Here is a 17,893-nt window from a genome sequence, read left to right as displayed (position 1 = left end):
AATTCATGAGGGAGTTTTATTTTAATTAAAATGTTATTTTTTACTGCTTAAATAGTCAAGTGTTTTAAGTTTGTAACCTTCTTTTTCCCAATGTGTAAGTACTTCATCCAATATCTCAGTATTAGTTGAAGAATTTGGATGTAATAAAACTATTGCACCAGGATGTGTTCTAGAGTAAATTTTGTTTTTAGCAAACTCATGAGTAGGTTGTTTCTTTTCATACCAATCTACATAAGCAAAACTCCAAAATATAGATTTATAACCCAAGTCTTGTGTATATTTTAGAGATTGTTCACTAAATTTACCCATTGGTGGTCTAAAATATTTAGGCATTTCTTTTCCAGTAACATCTTTATATGCTTTTTCTACACTTGTAATTTCTTCTTTGAATTTTTCAAAATCTGTAATTCCAGCCATTGATGGATGACTTTTTGAGTGATTACAAACCAAATGACCTTCTTTTTCCATACGTTTTATTAAATCTGGATTACTTTTTATATAACTCTCAACTACGAAAAATTGTGCCTTTGCATTGTGTTTTTTTAGTGTATCTAACAACTTTGGAGTGTTCCCACTTTCATATCCAGCATCAAATGATAAGTATATAACTTTTTCATTAGGGTTTCCTACATAATATGAATCATATTTCTTAAAAAAATTGGCTTCTTTTATAGGGGATGGTTGTTTGCCATCCTCTCTAGGATTAAAATACCAATCATATTCATGTGTATCAAGTGTTGGACTAGAAATTTGAGTTTTTGTTTTATCTAGGGATTTAAAGTTCATACTAGCAATTCCAAAAAGTATTAAAGCGAATGCTCCTATCATAATGTATTTTTTCAGGCTATCTTTTTTCACAATGTCACCTCTTATTTAAAATTTCAAGTAAATCTTTCTTATAATATAGTTTGAATATTTATAGTTAAAAATATTCATATATACAAATAATAAATTAAAGAAGTTTCTTTTAAGATATATAAAATAACATTAATTATCTTAAACAAAATACATTATAAATGATAAAATATAAGGAGCAATTATTGTGTAGAAGTGAAATTGGTTTAACTTGAAGGGATAAAAAAATGAATAATATAATAAGTATATTGAATGATGTTGTTTTTTTAGATATAGAAGTTAGTGGAATAGACTATTTAAATTCAGAAATTTTAGAAGTTGGAGCTGTTAAAATTAAAGATTGGAAAGCTGAGACATATCAATCGTTAATAAAAAATAAAGCTGAAGTACCTATAGAAGTATTCTCTCTATGTGATAATCTTAAAAAAATTGATTTAGAAGATGCTTTTAATCTAAAAATGGTAGAAGAGGAGTTAAGAAATTTTGTAGGAGATAGTCTGATTATATGTCATGATTTAAGTTTTAAAAGAAAGTTTTTTGAGTACTATATGCCAAAGCTAAAAAATAAATTTATTGATTCAATTGAGTTGGCAATTATTTTAGAGCCATATCATAAGGATTATAGTTTGGTGTATTTAAAAAGTATTTTAACTAGTGATAAATCTGAGACCAAGAATAGAGCTTTATCAGATGCTATTGATACTATAAATATTGTAAATTCTCTTTTAATAAGATTTAATAACCATGAGAAAACTAATTTAGAGCCATTAAGTTTTAAAATAAATTCATATCTAAATAAGTTTAATCTTGGAAAATGGGAATGGAGTAAATTTTTAGAAGAAGCAAACTATGATTTATCTCATGATGTAAGTATTATAAAAGAGCATGAGGAGTTTAATCCAAAAGAAGAAAATATAAAAGAAAAAGAAACTTTAAAAATTTTACGTGAGCAAGAAAAGAAATATGAAGAATTATTAAAATATAAGCATATATGGGAGAGTAAAGAGGGATTTACATATGAATATAGACCAGGTCAGTATGAGCTTACTAAGGCAATACGAGAATTGTTTAGAAATAATGAAGATGACGAAAAAATTGCGTGCATAGAGGCGCCAACAGGGATAGGAAAAAGTGTTGGATACTTATTGCCAGCTATATTAGAAGCTAGAATTAATAAAAAAAGATTGCTAATTTCTACTGATACAAAAGAATTGCAGATACAATTGATAAATAAAGATATTCCAAATGTGTTAAATTCTTTAGGGTTAAATGGTAAAGTAAGTTATGGATATATAAAGGGAAAAAACAACTATATATGTATAGATAGATTAGAAGCATATATAGCAGATTATGAGTCTCAAGAACCTACTAAAGAAGAAATATTATCTTTAATATTTTTAGAAAGATTAGTTGAAGGTGGTAAATATGGAGATATAGAAGAAATAAATTATTGGGTGTTGGATAACTTCAAGGAAATAAATACTCACTTAAGAAATATAAGTTGTGACCCAAACATGTGTAAACCTAAAAAATGTAAAAAAGATTGTCTATATAAAAATAGGACAGAAGAGTTAAAAGATGAACATATAACAGTAATAAACCACTCTTTACTGGCTAAATGGCCATATAAAGATGAAAAGCCTTTAGAAAATATAATAGTAGATGAGGCTCACAATTTAACTGAAAAAGGATATGATTTTTTTTCAAGTATCATAAATTCAAAGTCTTTAAGATACTTATTACAAGAAATTTATCCTTATGAATTTATACAAGATAGTAGTTTTATGTATAAAAAAACTACTACAAACATGAAGAAAATAAAGGCTTTTGATAAATTCTATCATATATTAAAAATTGAAAGAAAAAATAAACAAAAGATTGCTAGGAGTATAAATCTTATTATTGAAGAAATAGATTCAATATTAGCATTTGGCAATTGTAGTGAATATGGTAATGTAAGCAATTATAACTTAAGGTGGGAATTAAATTTACAAATAGATGAAATTGCAGGAAAAATAAAAAAAGATGATATAGATACTGAAGTTAGCTATAGATTGTATAGTGAAAAGATAAAGCTAAGTTGTGAAAAAATAATAAAAAATTTAGTTTCAATAATAATTGTAATTTATAGGAATATTGATGATGATAGTATAGATAAAGAAACAGATATATACAAGTTTGGAAAAGCAAAGACAAGAGACTTAGAGGATATAAAAATTGTTTTTGAAATTTTCTTGGAGTATGATGAGAATGATGATTATGCAAGAATAGTTGAAATTGAAAAGAATTATAATGATTTTGAATTTAGAGTAGTTCCATTAAAAATAGCAGATTTATTTGAAGAAAATATTTTATCTCAGCTAGAGAAAGGAATATTTTTATCAGCAACCTTAAGTTTATCTCAAAATATGTCTTATTTTAAAACTACATTGGGAATAGATAGGGTTAAGAATATAGAAAAAATTATAGAACCAATTTTTGATTATAAGAATATGGTTTCTGTAGTAGCGTTTTCTGATATTTGTGAGTATAAAAATGCTGAATTTCCAAATGAAATAAGTAAAATTATATCGAATATATCATGCATTACAGAAGGGCATATGTTAGCTCTTTTTAATAGTAAAAATAGACAAGAAAAAACTTATGATATATTAAAAAAATATTTGCATGGTTTAAATTTAGAAATTTATGCTAATAAAAAAGGTGTTAGACATCTTAATGATTTAAATAGAAAGTGTGTAGTACTTGGCTCAAAAGGATGTTTTGAAGGTGTAGACATTCCAGGCGATGGTTTGGTATGTGTAACTTTGGACAAGCTTCCTAATTTAAACCCTAAAGACCCTTTGTATTATACTATAATGAAGAAGTATAATATAGATTATTACAGTATAAATTATCCCCAGATGACTATAAAAGTAAAGCAAGCTATGGGAAGACTTTTAAGAAGTAAATATGATTATGGATGCTTTGTGATTTTTGATGTTGGCACTAATATAAGCATATTAAAAAGACTAGAGCAAGATTTGCATGGTTGTAAAATTTTAAAGATGAATGGTAACGATTTTTATACTTATGCAAAAAAACACTTAAATAAATCTAGAAGCCTAATATTAAAATCTGTTATATTTGATACTATAAAAGCATTACAGGTCAATACTAAAATAGAAAATGATGAAGTTGATAAAAATACTATAAAAAAAGATATCAATGAAAATATAAGGCAAAGAGCTGTAAAAGGAGAAGTATATCATATAGATATTGAAAACAAAGATATGAGAGTAAAGTATTTCGATAAAAATTATCTAATAAATCTAGATATATTTATGAGAGAAACATAAAAACTAATGGTGGGAGTGATATATTTGGCAAAACAAAAGTTTTATGCTGTAAAAAAGGGCAAAAAAATTGGAATATATGAGACATGGGATGAGTGTAAAAAACAAGTAAATGGATTTTCAGGAGCTGAATACAAGAGTTTTACTACATCACAGGAAGCAAAAGAGTATGTTTATGGAGCAACAAAACCAACATTTAAAGAAGATGAAGAATTTATAGAAGCATATGTTGATGGTAGTTATGAGCATTCAATAAAGATGTATGGTTCAGGTGTTGTAATTCTAAAGAAGAATGAAGTTATAAAAACTTATAGTAAAAATGGAAAAGAGCAAACTTTAGTAGGTATGAGAAATGTGGCGGGTGAGATAGAAGCTTCTAAAATTGCAATGCAGTACTGTATTGATAATAATATTCAAAACCTGATTTTATATTTTGACTATGAAGGTATTGAAAAGTGGTGCACTGGAGTTTGGAAAACAAATAAAGAAGGAACTATAGCATATAAAAACTTTTATGATAGTATCAAAACGGAGTTAAATGTCAGATTTATGAAAGTTAAAGCGCATTCTGGAAATAAATATAATGAAGAAGCTGATAAGTTAGCCAAAAAAGCTATTGGTATATAATTAGGAATTAGCATGCTATTAAAAAAACATTGACTTATAACCAAAAAAGCAGAATTGTATTATAATAAGATAAGTTTCTGATTTCAAAATAATTGATATTATTATCAATTAAGTAAAACTCATTTAATATAATGCAATCTGCTTTTTTATATGGCAAAAGTATAAAATTTTATATTATGTCTAATTAGAATTGACCATAAAGACCTTCAAGTTCTTCTTTTAACAATTCAGGGTCATTTATACCAATAGACATAGTTCTAGCTAATATATTTGCCTGGTCATAAGTTGATGTCCAAGAGAATACACCACCTAAACAGTTTCTAAGCACATATTGAGTTTTTAAGAATATAGATAATGAATCATCATATGACATTGCAAATTCTCCATCTTTAACTAAATATGGAACCTGAGCAACTCTATCAAATCTATATTCATATCCATTTTTATTTATATAATCTTTTCTAAGTTCATCATAAGTTCTTGTTATAGTGGCACCTAATCTTCCATAAAATGGAAGGCCGAGAAGGATTTTTTCAGAAGGCATTCCAGCATTTTCAAGGTTTCTAACCATTGCATCAACACTATATCCTGGTAAGGATAAGTCTGAGTCAAAAAGGTTTGCCTGATGTTTTCTGCCATTTGGCCCTGTTTCACCTGCTGTGAAATCATAACTCATAAGATTAAAATAATCTATTATTGGAGCTATTTTATCTATTTCAGCACTTGAGTTTATATATCCCATATCCCCTGTTCCAGCTACACTAAGCCATTTCTCATCTCCTATAACGTCTCTTATAGCTGTTAGTAAAAGTGTGAAATTTTCTCTATCTTGAGGTCTCGATTTTATACCAGCTGCACTACTTCCAGGATATTCCCAGTCTATATCAACTCCATCTAAAGCATATTCATTTATCATTTGATTGACTTGTCTTGCAAAGTTATATCTGGATGTAGGCGTTAAAGCTGCATCGGAGAATCCTTCAGCTCCCCAACCACCAATGGCTACAATTACTTTTAAGCTAGGCTTTTCAGCTTTAAGTGCAAGCAATTGGTTTAGGAATCTAGGATAAGGAATAAATAAATTACCATATTGGTCTATTTCAGCAAATGCAAAAATAACTGCATCTAATAACTGAGCATCTACATTAGTTGGATTACCAAGAACATATTCCATTACAATAGGATTTATATCTGGACAATTTATATTTTCAACTATTGGATTATATGGGTCATTTATTTGTGGTCTAACTAACTTCTTTGAGTCTTTTAATGTTTTCATAGCTATTTTTTTAGAATTTTTTTCACTTGTATAATCATAGTTTTTATAATTTTGTTTATAGAAATCCTCATAGCTATTATCTTCTTTATCGCATTTATCATAGCTATTATCCTCTTTACTACATTTATCGTATTTGTATTTTATTTCATCACAGGATTTATCTTTAAGTTTATCCTGTTTGGAGTTATGAATTTTGTTAGTATTTTTAGTATGTTTTTGTTCGCAATCACAACTATCTTTAACATCCTTATTGTATTCTTGTTTGTGGTCATGAGATTTGTTTATACACTTAATATTTTCTTGTTCGTAATCATTTTCAATATTTTTAGTATGTTCTTTTTTACAACTGTAAGTATCATCAATATTTTTAGTATATTCTTCATCTGTGTAATTATCTGGCACAAAACATAAGTACCAATCCATACATGAATACTTTTTATTACAACTATTTACTCTATTTTTTAACTCTTTATAGTTTTTAGGATATGGCAAGATAACAGGCATTCCAGGGAACCAGTTTGCAGGAGTAACTACATTATCTCTATCACTAGTTTGAAGAGCATCTACTATTCTAAGTATTTCTGGTATATTTCTTCCTGTAGTCAATGGATAATAAAGAATAGTTCTTAATATTTGATTATTATCTATAATAAATACAGAACGGATAGTAGATGTATCACTCATTGGTTTTGATATCATGCCATATAATTTGGCAATTTTCATATCTCTATCTTCTATGATAGGGAATGGGATTTCTACACCTGTAAGTAAAAACATATTGTACATCCAAGCTAAATGAGAGCTATTGCTATCAACACTTAGGCCGATTAATTCTGTATTTCTTTTCTTAAATTCATCATAATATTTAGCAAAGCATAAAAATTCAGTAGTACAAACTGGTGTAAAATCACCAGGATGTGAAAATAAAACAACCCAATTACCTTTGTAATCAGACAGTCTAATAGGGCCATCTGTTGTATTGGCTTTAAAATCAGGAGCCTTGGATCCTAAACTTGGCAAATTTGGCATGTAAATCACCCCTCAATAAATTATCATTTATTTCATTCTATTAATTAGCACAGATTAGTGTTACTATTTTATTAAAATGAAGGAATACTAATGTCAAAAAAAGATATTTATTAAAAATATTTAATATTTTCGTAATATAAATGACAATAATAATTGCTATTTTTTTACTAATTTGGTATAGTAATGGATAAGGAGTAGTGTCAATATTAGTGATTATACGAGGTGATTGGATTGAAAAAAATTCTAAGAATTTTAGTTATCTCCATGATGATATGTTTTGCAATGACTTTTGCATTAGTATTAATAAATTCAGTTATGGGAGTACATGTAGGATTGGATTATTACTTTTTAATGGCGAGTGTGCTTACAGTATGCTTGACTACAGGAGTTGTTTTATGCAATGCTAGAAAAATATTTGCTAACAAAACTATACATACAACAAGAATGAAAAATGTCAGTGCTAATAAAAAACAAAAAAGTCATTCTAGGGATATAAAGAGAAAGATATCATAATTTATGTAAAGGAAATATTTATGTATAAAATAATGATTGGTAGGTAAAATAAAAACACGATTTAACTTGTGTTTTTATTTTTTTTCAGGAATTATGATATAATAACCATTAAGAAATTTAGTTTATCATAAATATAAATATTGCTAAATAGAGAGGGAACTATAATGAATTTTAGAGATTTATTTGAAAAAACTGTAGATTTTATTGATGAAAAAAGAAAATCTATAGTAGCAGTTTCATTATCAGCATTAGGCATACTTGTTTTAATCATAGTATTTTTCTTAAGTAGTAATGAATTTAGTGTAGGAAATGAAGCAAATGAGTTGTTAAAAATTGTAGAGAAAAGACAATACTCTATTGCTGTGGATTACTATGCAAGTGTAGATAAAAAGTTTTCTGATTCAAAAATGGAAAGGTTTAATAAATCCATTTCTAAAAAAATAAATAAATTATTATTAAATAGTGGTGACAAATATTTAGATGGAGATATAAGTCAAGAAAGTTTTATTGGATTAATAAATACAGTAAAATCATTAGATAAAATAAATATAAATGTAGATGATTTAATAACTCAAGCTAATAGAGTTGGAGAAATGTATAAAGAAGAAAATATTACTTACAATGTGGCAATTTCTTACATAAATACTATTTCAATTTTAAATGGTATAGGTGGCAACTTAGATGTATACAAGCAAAATGTAGAAACAATTAAAGAATCCAGAGATGTTTATGACTCTGCAGTAAAAGACCAAAAAGTATATAAATATTATGATGCTATTGAAAAATATAATAAAGTATTAAAAGAAGACGAAAAATATTACAACCTAGCTCAAAACGCTAAAAAACAATGTGTTGAAGAAATGTATGATTACTATATAAGTAAAGCAGAAGAAGCAAACACTTCTGGTGATTATGAGAAAGCATTACAGTATATAGACTATCTAAAAGAAGACTATTCAGACGATGAAAAGGTACAAAGTTTAGAGAAGAAATATAAAAAGAATTTATCATTGTATACTTTAACATCTGATGACATTATAAATATAATCTCTAAAAAAAGTGGGAAAGAAAAGGCAAATCTATCTATAAACTCACTTCCACAAATGGTAAAAAACGATAAATACTATTATGCTGAGGTATATGAGTATGATAAATTAATAAATGAAGTTTTAATAAGTGCAAAAACTAAAGATTTATATTCATATAAAGATGGTAAAAAAGATTATAAGGTGGACTATGGAGAAGGATATTTTAGAATATTAGAAGATGGAAGCTATCAATTTGGTATTACTAAAGATAAAGCTAAATTTGTGTTGACTAGTACTCTTGATGAAAAAGAAAATAAATACAAAAAGGTTGATATATTGGATATAGAAAAAGCTGATAAATATGTAAAAAGTAAAAAAAGTTTAGAAGAATTATTTGGAAAACAAAAAAATATTTATTATTATGCTGTAGTAAACAAAGGTTTATTTAGAGGAAAAGAAGTTTATGCTATCAACATATACAATGAAAAAATATATTCTATATCAGAAAAAGGATTGAGTGAATATTAGTTATTTATATTATAATGTTAAATTATTATATAATTAAAAAGTTTTTGGGTTTTTAAGGCACATTATGTAGTAATATAATAGTAGGTGTATATAAATAATTTTATTGTAAGGAGAAGTAAGGGATGATTAATGTGAACAAAAAGCTAGTTATAGCTATTGGAGCTGTAGCATTATTATTAGTAATATTTGTAGGTATAATGTGTATACAGTTTAAAGGGGAGAAAATAGCAAAAAACACATATGTTAATGGCATAAGTGTTGGAGGATTAACTAAATCTCAGGCTAAGCAGGAATTAGCTAAAAAATACAATTTAGATAATGTTGAATTTAATTACAACGATAGAAATTGGAAAGTTAAAAGTCAAGACCTAAATTTATCTGCTGATTTGGATAAAACTGTAGAAAATGCATATAATTTAAATAGAAAGAATGGTTTCTTTAGCAACCTATCAAAAACTATTTCAGCAAATTTTGGTAAAAAGAGTGATTTAGTAGTAGTAACAAATTATGATAAAAATAAGTTAAAAACAGAAATGGAAAAAATAGCTAAAGAAATAGATGTAGAGGTAAAAGATGCAACAATTGATATAAGTAGTGATAAGGTAAAGGTTGTACCAGATTCTGATGGCCTTAAAATGGATATTTCTAAGAGTATGAATAGTTTTGACAGTCAGATTAAAAAAGGAAAGTATACAAATAAGTTAGTGGTAAAAGCTACTTCAGCAAAAATAAAAAAAGAGCAACTTGCTAATATAGACACAAATTTAGGTAAATATGCAACAACATTTAAAACTTCTCAGGTAAATAGAAGTATAAATATAAAATTAGCAACAGATAGTATAAGTAATATTTTACTTATGCCAGGAGAAACTTTTTCGTTTAATGAACATACAGGAAAAAGAAGCAAAGCGAATGGCTACAAAAGTGCTCCTGTTATAGTAGAGGGAGAAATGGAAGAGGATTATGGTGGAGGAGTTTGTCAAGTTTCATCAACTCTATATAATTCTGTTTTATATGCAGGCTTAGAAATTACTAATGTAAAAAATCATACTATACCATCAAGTTATGTTCCAAAAGGAAGGGATGCCACTGTTGCAGACAGCGGAATAGATTTCTTATTTAAAAACAATCTTAAGCATCCAATTTACATAAAAAATTATGTTTCAGGAAATCAAATTGTTTGCAATATATATGGAAGTGCAGAGGATAAACAAAATATAACAATATCAACAAAATTAGATGGAGTTTCACAAACTACAATGAAGAGGGTCAATGATTCTTCAATGCCTAAAGGAAAAGAAAAAGTAGATAAGAGTGGAAGAAATGCATACTCTGTATCAACATATAGAACATTTAATGATGCAAATGGCAAGAAAATTAAAACTGAAAAAATAGCTAATTCATATTATCCTAAGAAGGAAGGTATTATATTAGTTGGAACTATGGAACCAAAACCAGAAGAAAAGCCAAAGACAGATGAAAATAAAGATAATCAAAATACAAATAATCAAAATACAGATAATAAACCAAAACCAGAAACACCACCAACTGATAATAAACCTAGTGAGACACAACCACAACCACAAGCTTAAAGTTCTCAAGAATAGGATTTATGTAGAGTATTAAAAAATATAAATCTAAATAGGAGGGATTACTTTGAATTTAAATAATATAACTAATTACGTTCAAAGTATTTGCGAGAATATTTCTAATGTGTTAGATGTAGATGTTACTTTAGTTACAAAAGATTTGACTAGGATAGCAGGAACAGGAATATTCAGAGGTAAAATAGGAGAAACAATATCAGAGAAATCTGTGTATTCTCTTGTTTTAAAAGATGGAAAATCCTATGTTATAAATAAGGAAATAGAAGAGAACTGTAATAAGTGTGCAAATAGAGAAAACTGTAAAGAGTTAGCAGATATCTGTACTCCTGTTAAAATGGGAGAACATATACTTGGAATATTGGGTATAGCTGCATTTAATGAAGAGCAAAAAGAAAAGATACTTTCAAAAGATAAGGAATTAACTGCTTTTGTAAGGAGTATGTCTGATTTAATATCTTTTAAATTGGATGAACTATACAAACAAGAGGTTAAGACTATGGATGACCTTGAAAGAGAAGCTATAGAAAATGCTATCAAAAAATATGGCAGTAATACAGAAGGAATGAAAAAAGTAGCAGAAGCATTGAATATAGGTATAGCTACTCTTTATAGAAAAGTAAAAAAATTCAACATTAAAAGTTAGTAATATTGTAAAAAAGGTAACCTTTTCATAAAAAGAATTGGATTACCTTTTTTATTGTGAGAATAATGGCAAAAAATGTATAGTTTTGACTTGACATATTAAATATGTTATCTTAAATATATATTTTGAAGTGGAGGTGATTATTATTTTAGTAAAAGATATAAAACAAGATATAGAAAACATGCCTAGAAAAATTTTAGATATATCTTTGATAGAAGAAAATAAAAGCGATTTAACTTTTTTTAACATAGAAGAAGAAGATGGTGATGAGACACTAAAAGCATTAAAACAAAGCTATGTGACTACTAATTATAAAGAAGAGACTCTTTTAAATTTACAAGGAGCTTTGAAGTCAAAGTCAGATACAACATCAAAGGAGTTAAAATTAGAATCATATAAAAGGTACAATAATGCATTGGACTTAGCGTATAAAGACTATATAACTAGTGCTGTTAATATGGTAAATAAAGCTTTAGAAATAAATCCTAAAGATATTGATATATTAAATCTTAGAGGGCTTCTAAAGTTATTAAAATGCGATTTTGCTAAATCATTTGAAAGTTTTTATACTGCTCTATGTTATGAAAATAATCATATATCAAGAAAATATGTTAATTTAATTTCATCTGAAGATTTCAAAACATTTTTAGGCAGATACAATCATTCTATAAGGTTTATAAATGAAGAAATGAATTATGAGTCAATACATATTTTGGAGAATATAGTAGAGGAAGAACCACAACTAATAGAACCATATGTAATCCTATCTTTATTGTATGATAAACTAGGTAATGTAAAAAAGAGAGAAGGATATTTGGATAGACTCAAAGAGATAGATAAAGATAATCCAGTATTTGAAAAAGAAGAAGAGAAACCAGAAGATACAAGTAAAAAAGAAGAGGAAAAACGAGTTAAAAAGAAGAAGAAAAATAGCTTACCATATATTATATTTGCTTGTATTGTAATTGCAATGGGTGTATATTTTATTCAAAGTAAAAAGAGAATAGAAACCTTGAATAATCAGATAAGTAAGAAAGATGAGAAGTTAACTGAAACTGATAAAAAACTGGGTGAAACAAATAAAGAATTAGAAAAAACAAATAAAGAGTTATATGAAGCTAAAAATAAAGAACCAGAAAAAGAAATCACTGTAGCTAATGAGGAAGACTTATACTATAAGGCTTTAGATTTAAAGAAAAATAAAGAGTATGAAAAAGCGATAGATAGTTTCAAAAGTATAGTTTCCTCAGGAAAAACTAAAAAATACATTTCTGAATCAATATATCAATTAGCAATAACAAATAAAGCATTGAAAAATAAGGATGAAGCTATAAAGTATTATAAGAAGTATATAAATACGTATACTAAAAATGACCAGTACTATGATGATTCATACTATGAGTTAGGCATGCTATATTATGATAATGGAGATTTAGAAAATGCAAAAAAAACTTTTTATAGTTTAAGAAGTGAAGTTCCAGATAGTATGTATAACAATTCAAAAATAAAAGAAATTTTAAGCAAAAAATAGATTTATATAATTAAGTTTTTTGAAACAACCAAGTATGTATTTTATTAAATTAAAATAAAAATAAATTTAAAGAGAGATTGTATTAAATCATAACTTTCTATTTGAAGAAAGATATTTGCTTGTTTATAAGACTACAAATATATGGTTTGAAACAATCTCTTTAGTTTTTGGAGGTGGAAAATGAAAGTTTTCAATCAATTAGTAATAATTTTATGTATATGGGTAATAGGAGAGTATATAAGCTCATTTATACAAAGTGTTATACTTATTCCTGGGAGTATAGTTGGCATGCTATTATTATTCCTATTGCTACAATTTAAAGTGTTGGATTTAAGCAGTATAGAAAATATAAGTGGATTTTTCCTTGATAATATGGCTGTATTTTTTATACCAGCGGGAGTGTCTCTTATAAAATCACTAGACCTAATAAAAGAAAATGTATTAGTACTTTTACTAGTTATATGTCTAAGTACATTAGTAGTAATGTACACCACTGGAATTATAGTGGAAAAAATGATAAAAAAAAAGGAAGAAGGACAAAAGAATGTATAATGTATTACAAACACCAGTATTTGGTATAATAGTAACAATCGTGTTTTTTAATTTAGGGAGATACATTCAGCGAAAAACAAATAATCCTATATGTAACCCTATGTTAATTGCTATTGTAGGAATCATATTATTTCTAAGCATAACAAAAATTCCTTATGAAAATTACAAGATAGGAGCAGATAGCATAAATTTCTTTTTAGGACCTGTTACAGTAGTGCTTGCAGTTCCACTTTATAAACAGTTTGAATTATTTAAAAAGCATATGCTTGAGATTGTTATAGGAATAGGTTGTGGTATAATAATTTCTTTTGCATCTGTATTAATAATTGGTAAAATAGCTAATTCAGATGTAAGTATAATAAACTCTCTTATTCCAAAATCTATAACAACACCAATGGGAATATCTTTAGCAAATTCTTTAAATGGTGTAGAGTCAATAACAGTAGTAGCTATAATTTTTACAGGTATTTTTGGTGGGATGGTTGCTTCTACTGTATTTAAACTTGGAAATATAAATCATCCAGTTGCTAAAGGAATTGCACTTGGGACATCAGCACATGCTCTGGGAACAACTAAAGCTTTTGAACTTGGAGAAGTAGAAGGAGCAATGAGTGGAGTTTCTATTGGGGTTTCTGGTACGATTACAGTAATATTAATCCCAATTATAATGAATTTTATGTAAAAATATAAAGTAACAATAGGCGTCTTTGAATACTTAAAACAAAATAAAATAAAAAAATTTTAAAGTAAAAACTGAATGAAAAAATTGCAAATAATGAAATAAAAAAATCATGTACTGAAATTATAAAAATAAAAATTTCATTTAAAACTTAATTATGAATAAAGAATTATATGGTTAAGTTTACTAAAATACTATAAAAATAAATATTTAAGAAAAAATACTATAAATTTACTATATTGCAAGTTGCATAATATATAGTATCATATTGTGCTAGAAGAATTTTAATTTGGAGCATAAATGAGAGAATTTAAGTACTTTGAAATTTTGGAATATAAAAAAATGCACTAGACATATATATAAAAGATACTATAATAGATGATGTAATAGATGACAGTTCAAGAAACTCTATGAAAAAATTTGCTTGAAATATTATCTATTACATCAGTAATAATATATATAAAAGTAAGTTTTTAAAATTCTAAAGATTTATAAGAATTGAAGGGAGAAAGAAATGAGTGAAGTTAAGAATACCCTACAAAAACATCCAGCTTTAAGATATTCAACAATGCTACTGGGGATGTTGATGACATCTATAGGAATAAATGGGTTCTTAAGACCAGCACATCTATTAAGTGGAGGTGCTACAGGTATAGCAACATCTATAAACTATTTGACAAATATCAATGTGGGTCTATTAACATTTTTAATCAATATTCCAATATTTATTTTAGGTTTTATATACCTAGAAAAAGAATTTTGTATTTCAAGTTTATTAAATATGATTGTATTTTCATTATTATTAGGTGCAACTCAGGAAGTAAGTAATATCATACCTATCAATGATATATTACTTCAAAGTGTGTATGGAGGTATATTATCTGGTTTAGGAGTTGGTATTGTATTTAGAACTAGGTCTTCTCAAGGTGGTACAGACATTATAGCTGCAATACTAAAAATTAAGAAAAATATAGAAATGAAAGATACTGCTTTAGCAATAAATGGTTTGATAGTACTTACAGGAAGCTTTTTATTTGGTTTAGATTTAGCATTATATACTCTCATAGGATTATTTCTAAATGCATATTCAATGACTTTTATTAAAGATGCAATGAATTATCAAAAATCTGTTATGGTAATGTCAACTGAAGTCGATTTGATAGCAGAAGACATAATGAGAAGTTTAGTTAGAGGTGTAACTTTCTTGGATGCAGAGGGTGCATACACTCATCAAAAAAAGAAGATTATATATACAATAGTTGCATCAAGTGAGATACCAAAGATAAAGGATATAGCTTTAAAATATGATAAAAAAGCATTTATATCTGTAAATGATGTTACAGAGGTAAAAGGAAGAGGATTTAAAGCAAAAGACTTATAAACTATAAAAATATAAGCTGAGGGTTTGTAATATGTAAATTTATATATTATAGTCCTCAGCTTCTTTTATTTAAAAATATAATAAATATGGTTTATTTACTATTTGTGTATCACTTTAAAAGAGGTTATTTTAAAATTAAAATTGAAAAAATTACTCAATGTGTAGAAAACATGACCAGTATTAGGATATAATAAATTTAATAGATTTAATAAAATATCTATGAATAACGTTGGAGGAATGGCATTATGAATTTATCTAAAGAATATGTTGATTTGTATGATAATTATTTAAAATATATAAATGAAGTAAATAAAGAGATTAAGAGCATAAAAAATATGAAAAAACGTGTTTTAAAAAAGGGTGATTTTGCATCAGAAAGTGAAGTCTTGGAATTAGAAGGAAAAACAATTCGTGATATAGATGATGTCGATACAAAAAAGCCAAAAAACAAAATATATAAATTTTCTAATGGAGATGTATATGTAGGAAAGTTTTTAGAAGGAAAGATGGAAGGTCAAGGTTCATATACTTTTTTTGTCAATGAAGGAACTGATATGGAGTACATAGGAGAATTTAAACAAGATAAAAAAAATGGAAAAGGAAATTTTGTATTTTCAAACGGTAATGAGTATATAGGTTATTTTGAGGAAGACATGATGAATGGCATTGGGAATATGCTCTATAACAGTAAAGATGAATATATTGGAACTTGGAAGAATGGCAAAAAAGATGGAAAAGGTATTTATAAATGGAATGATGGATGTATATATGCAGGAGAATTTAAAGGTGGAAAGATGGAGGGATATGGTATTTGTTATAATAGTGAAGGAGAAATACTTTATGAAGGAGAATGGAAAAATAATTTGATTCATGGAAAAGGAACTTACATATGGTCAAAAGGAAAGAAGTATGTAGGAGAGTTTATGCATGGTAAAAAACATGGTCAAGGTACTTTTTATCTAAATAATGAATTAGTTTATGAAGGAACTTGGAAATTTGATAAGCCATCTATCTTTGATAGAACTTTAGATGAAATATTTTCATTAAGATTGTAGCTTTATCTATTAATAGGTAAAGCTTTTTTATAATACTTATTAAATAAAAAACATATAAAGAGATGTTAATAGGATTTAATTAGTATATATTATCAGTATTAATACATGATAATGTATATATTAGAAATTTTTAGTGAAGCTTTTTAAAGGAGGAATATATTGAAAAAATTAATTGCTTTAGTATTAGTAATACTTATTGTTTTATTTTATAGTCCTGAATTATTGAGAGAAGTAGATGATTTGAAGGAAAAATTTTTTCAAAGCGAAATATGGAATGAGTTTTTAGATAAAATAAACTTAAGTGATAATTCAAAGAAAAAGGAAGATGAGAAAAATCAAAGCTCACAACTAAATAATAATGGAGAGAATAATTTAAACGAGACTAATATAAAAAATTTTGAAAAACTAAATTTAGGAGAAAACTTAAATCAAGTTTTAGCTAATATTGGAAAGCCTGGTAGAATTGATACTAGTGAATATGGATTTGACTGGTATGTATATAATCAATATGGAAAAGATTTTGCAATGGTTGGTGTTGAAAATGATGAGGTAGTTGCACTTTACAGTAACTCTATGAACTCATGTGAAAATCAAGATATAAAAATAAATCAAGATAGACAAACAGTAAGAAACAAGATTACTCCATTAAAATATAAGAAAAAAGGAAATACTAGATATATAATAAATTCAGAAAATCAATATGATATAATAAATAAGGAAGGTAAATATATTACAATTTTCTACGATATTCATGAAAAAAATAGAGTTTGTTCATATTTAATAATTGATAAAAGTACAGAAGATGAGTTCAAAGAATTATATCCAACTGATAAAGAAGAACTTAAAAAATGCTTTGAATTTGAAATTATAGACCTTGTAAATAGTGTTAGAAATCAAAGAGGATTGAATTCACTAAGATACAGTGAGCAAGCCACTTTAAGTTCAAGAAAACACAGTGAAGATATGAGAGATAATAATTTTTTTGACCATATAAACAAAAAAGATGAAACTCCTTTTGATAGAATGAAAAGAGAAGGAATAATATATACTTCAGCAGGAGAAAACATAGCAGCAGGACAGATTAATGCAATATATGCACATGAAGCTTGGATGAATTCAGAAGGACATAGAAAAAATATTTTGGGGAATTATAATAATATTGGAGTTGGAGTAATATTTGGAGGAAGTTATAAAACGTACTACACTCAAAATTTTTATAAATAACTAAAATATTTGAAAGGAAGTTTAAAA

General features: G+C 26.5%; 14 protein-coding genes. 12 read left to right on the top strand and 2 right to left on the bottom strand.

The features are described from left to right. Positions 1-33: 33 nt before the first annotated feature. Positions 34-858 (bottom strand): delta-lactam-biosynthetic de-N-acetylase, encoded by an 825-nt coding sequence (pdaA, locus tag JJC01_13545; GenBank protein UDN57189.1) that lies wholly within the window; start codon positions 856-858, stop codon positions 34-36. Between the two features lie 224 nt (positions 859-1,082). Here pdaA and JJC01_13540 point away from each other — a divergent pair, with 224 nt between their 5' ends. Then, entirely contained in the window at positions 1,083-4,193 is a 3,111-nt protein-coding gene (locus JJC01_13540; GenBank protein UDN57188.1) for a DEAD/DEAH box helicase family protein, read from the top strand. A gap of 24 nt (positions 4,194-4,217) precedes the next feature. Beyond that, positions 4,218-4,817 (top strand): ribonuclease H family protein, encoded by a 600-nt coding sequence (locus tag JJC01_13535; protein ID UDN57187.1) that lies wholly within the window; start codon positions 4,218-4,220, stop codon positions 4,815-4,817. Positions 4,818-5,001: 184 nt separating this feature from the next. On the opposite strand, the gene JJC01_13530 is transcribed toward JJC01_13535, so the two are convergent. Continuing rightward, complete coding sequence (locus tag JJC01_13530) at positions 5,002-7,125, bottom strand: peroxiredoxin (protein ID UDN57186.1); 2,124 nt, start codon at positions 7,123-7,125, stop codon at positions 5,002-5,004. Between the two features lie 264 nt (positions 7,126-7,389). On the opposite strand from JJC01_13530, the gene JJC01_13525 reads away from it, so the two are divergent. From JJC01_13525 to JJC01_13480, 10 genes are all read left to right on the top strand, one after another. Beyond that, positions 7,390-7,638, top strand: coding sequence for a hypothetical protein (locus JJC01_13525; protein ID UDN60183.1), 249 nt, complete (start codon positions 7,390-7,392; stop codon positions 7,636-7,638). 164 nt (positions 7,639-7,802) lie between these two features. Continuing rightward, positions 7,803-9,194 carry a UbiD family decarboxylase gene (locus JJC01_13520; GenBank protein UDN57185.1) on the top strand — a complete coding sequence of 464 codons (1,392 nt, stop codon included), beginning with the start codon at positions 7,803-7,805 and terminating at the stop codon, positions 9,192-9,194. A gap of 122 nt (positions 9,195-9,316) precedes the next feature. Further along, a complete protein-coding gene (locus JJC01_13515; protein UDN57184.1) occupies positions 9,317-10,786 on the top strand; it encodes a VanW family protein in 1,470 nt (489 codons plus the stop codon). 64 nt (positions 10,787-10,850) lie between these two features. Continuing rightward, positions 10,851-11,444, top strand: a complete 594-nt coding sequence (locus JJC01_13510; GenBank protein UDN57183.1) for a Fis family transcriptional regulator — start codon at positions 10,851-10,853, stop codon at positions 11,442-11,444. A 181-nt stretch (positions 11,445-11,625) separates the two neighbouring features. Next, positions 11,626-12,975, top strand: coding sequence for a tetratricopeptide repeat protein (locus tag JJC01_13505; protein ID UDN60182.1), 1,350 nt, complete (start codon positions 11,626-11,628; stop codon positions 12,973-12,975). Between the two features lie 180 nt (positions 12,976-13,155). Continuing rightward, positions 13,156-13,527, top strand: a complete 372-nt coding sequence (locus JJC01_13500; protein ID UDN57182.1) for a CidA/LrgA family protein — start codon at positions 13,156-13,158, stop codon at positions 13,525-13,527. Next, complete coding sequence (locus JJC01_13495) at positions 13,520-14,209, top strand: LrgB family protein (GenBank protein UDN57181.1); 690 nt, start codon at positions 13,520-13,522, stop codon at positions 14,207-14,209. The genes JJC01_13500 and JJC01_13495 overlap by 8 nt, the downstream gene beginning before the upstream one ends. A gap of 511 nt (positions 14,210-14,720) precedes the next feature. Beyond that, complete coding sequence (locus JJC01_13490) at positions 14,721-15,587, top strand: YitT family protein (protein UDN57180.1); 867 nt, start codon at positions 14,721-14,723, stop codon at positions 15,585-15,587. Between the two features lie 245 nt (positions 15,588-15,832). Then, positions 15,833-16,642: a hypothetical protein gene (locus tag JJC01_13485; protein UDN57179.1), complete on the top strand. Its 810-nt coding sequence runs from the start codon at positions 15,833-15,835 to the stop codon at positions 16,640-16,642. 159 nt (positions 16,643-16,801) lie between these two features. Beyond that, positions 16,802-17,866 carry a peptidase gene (locus JJC01_13480; protein UDN57178.1) on the top strand — a complete coding sequence of 355 codons (1,065 nt, stop codon included), beginning with the start codon at positions 16,802-16,804 and terminating at the stop codon, positions 17,864-17,866. Positions 17,867-17,893: the final 27 nt, after the last annotated feature.

Origin of the sequence: Clostridioides sp. ES-S-0010-02 (genome assembly GCA_020641055.1) — a bacterium.
Classification (GTDB): domain Bacteria; phylum Bacillota; class Clostridia; order Peptostreptococcales; family Peptostreptococcaceae; genus Clostridioides.
Note: the sequence above shows the minus strand (reverse complement) of the source record. Positions and strands in the feature narration are given on the sequence as shown.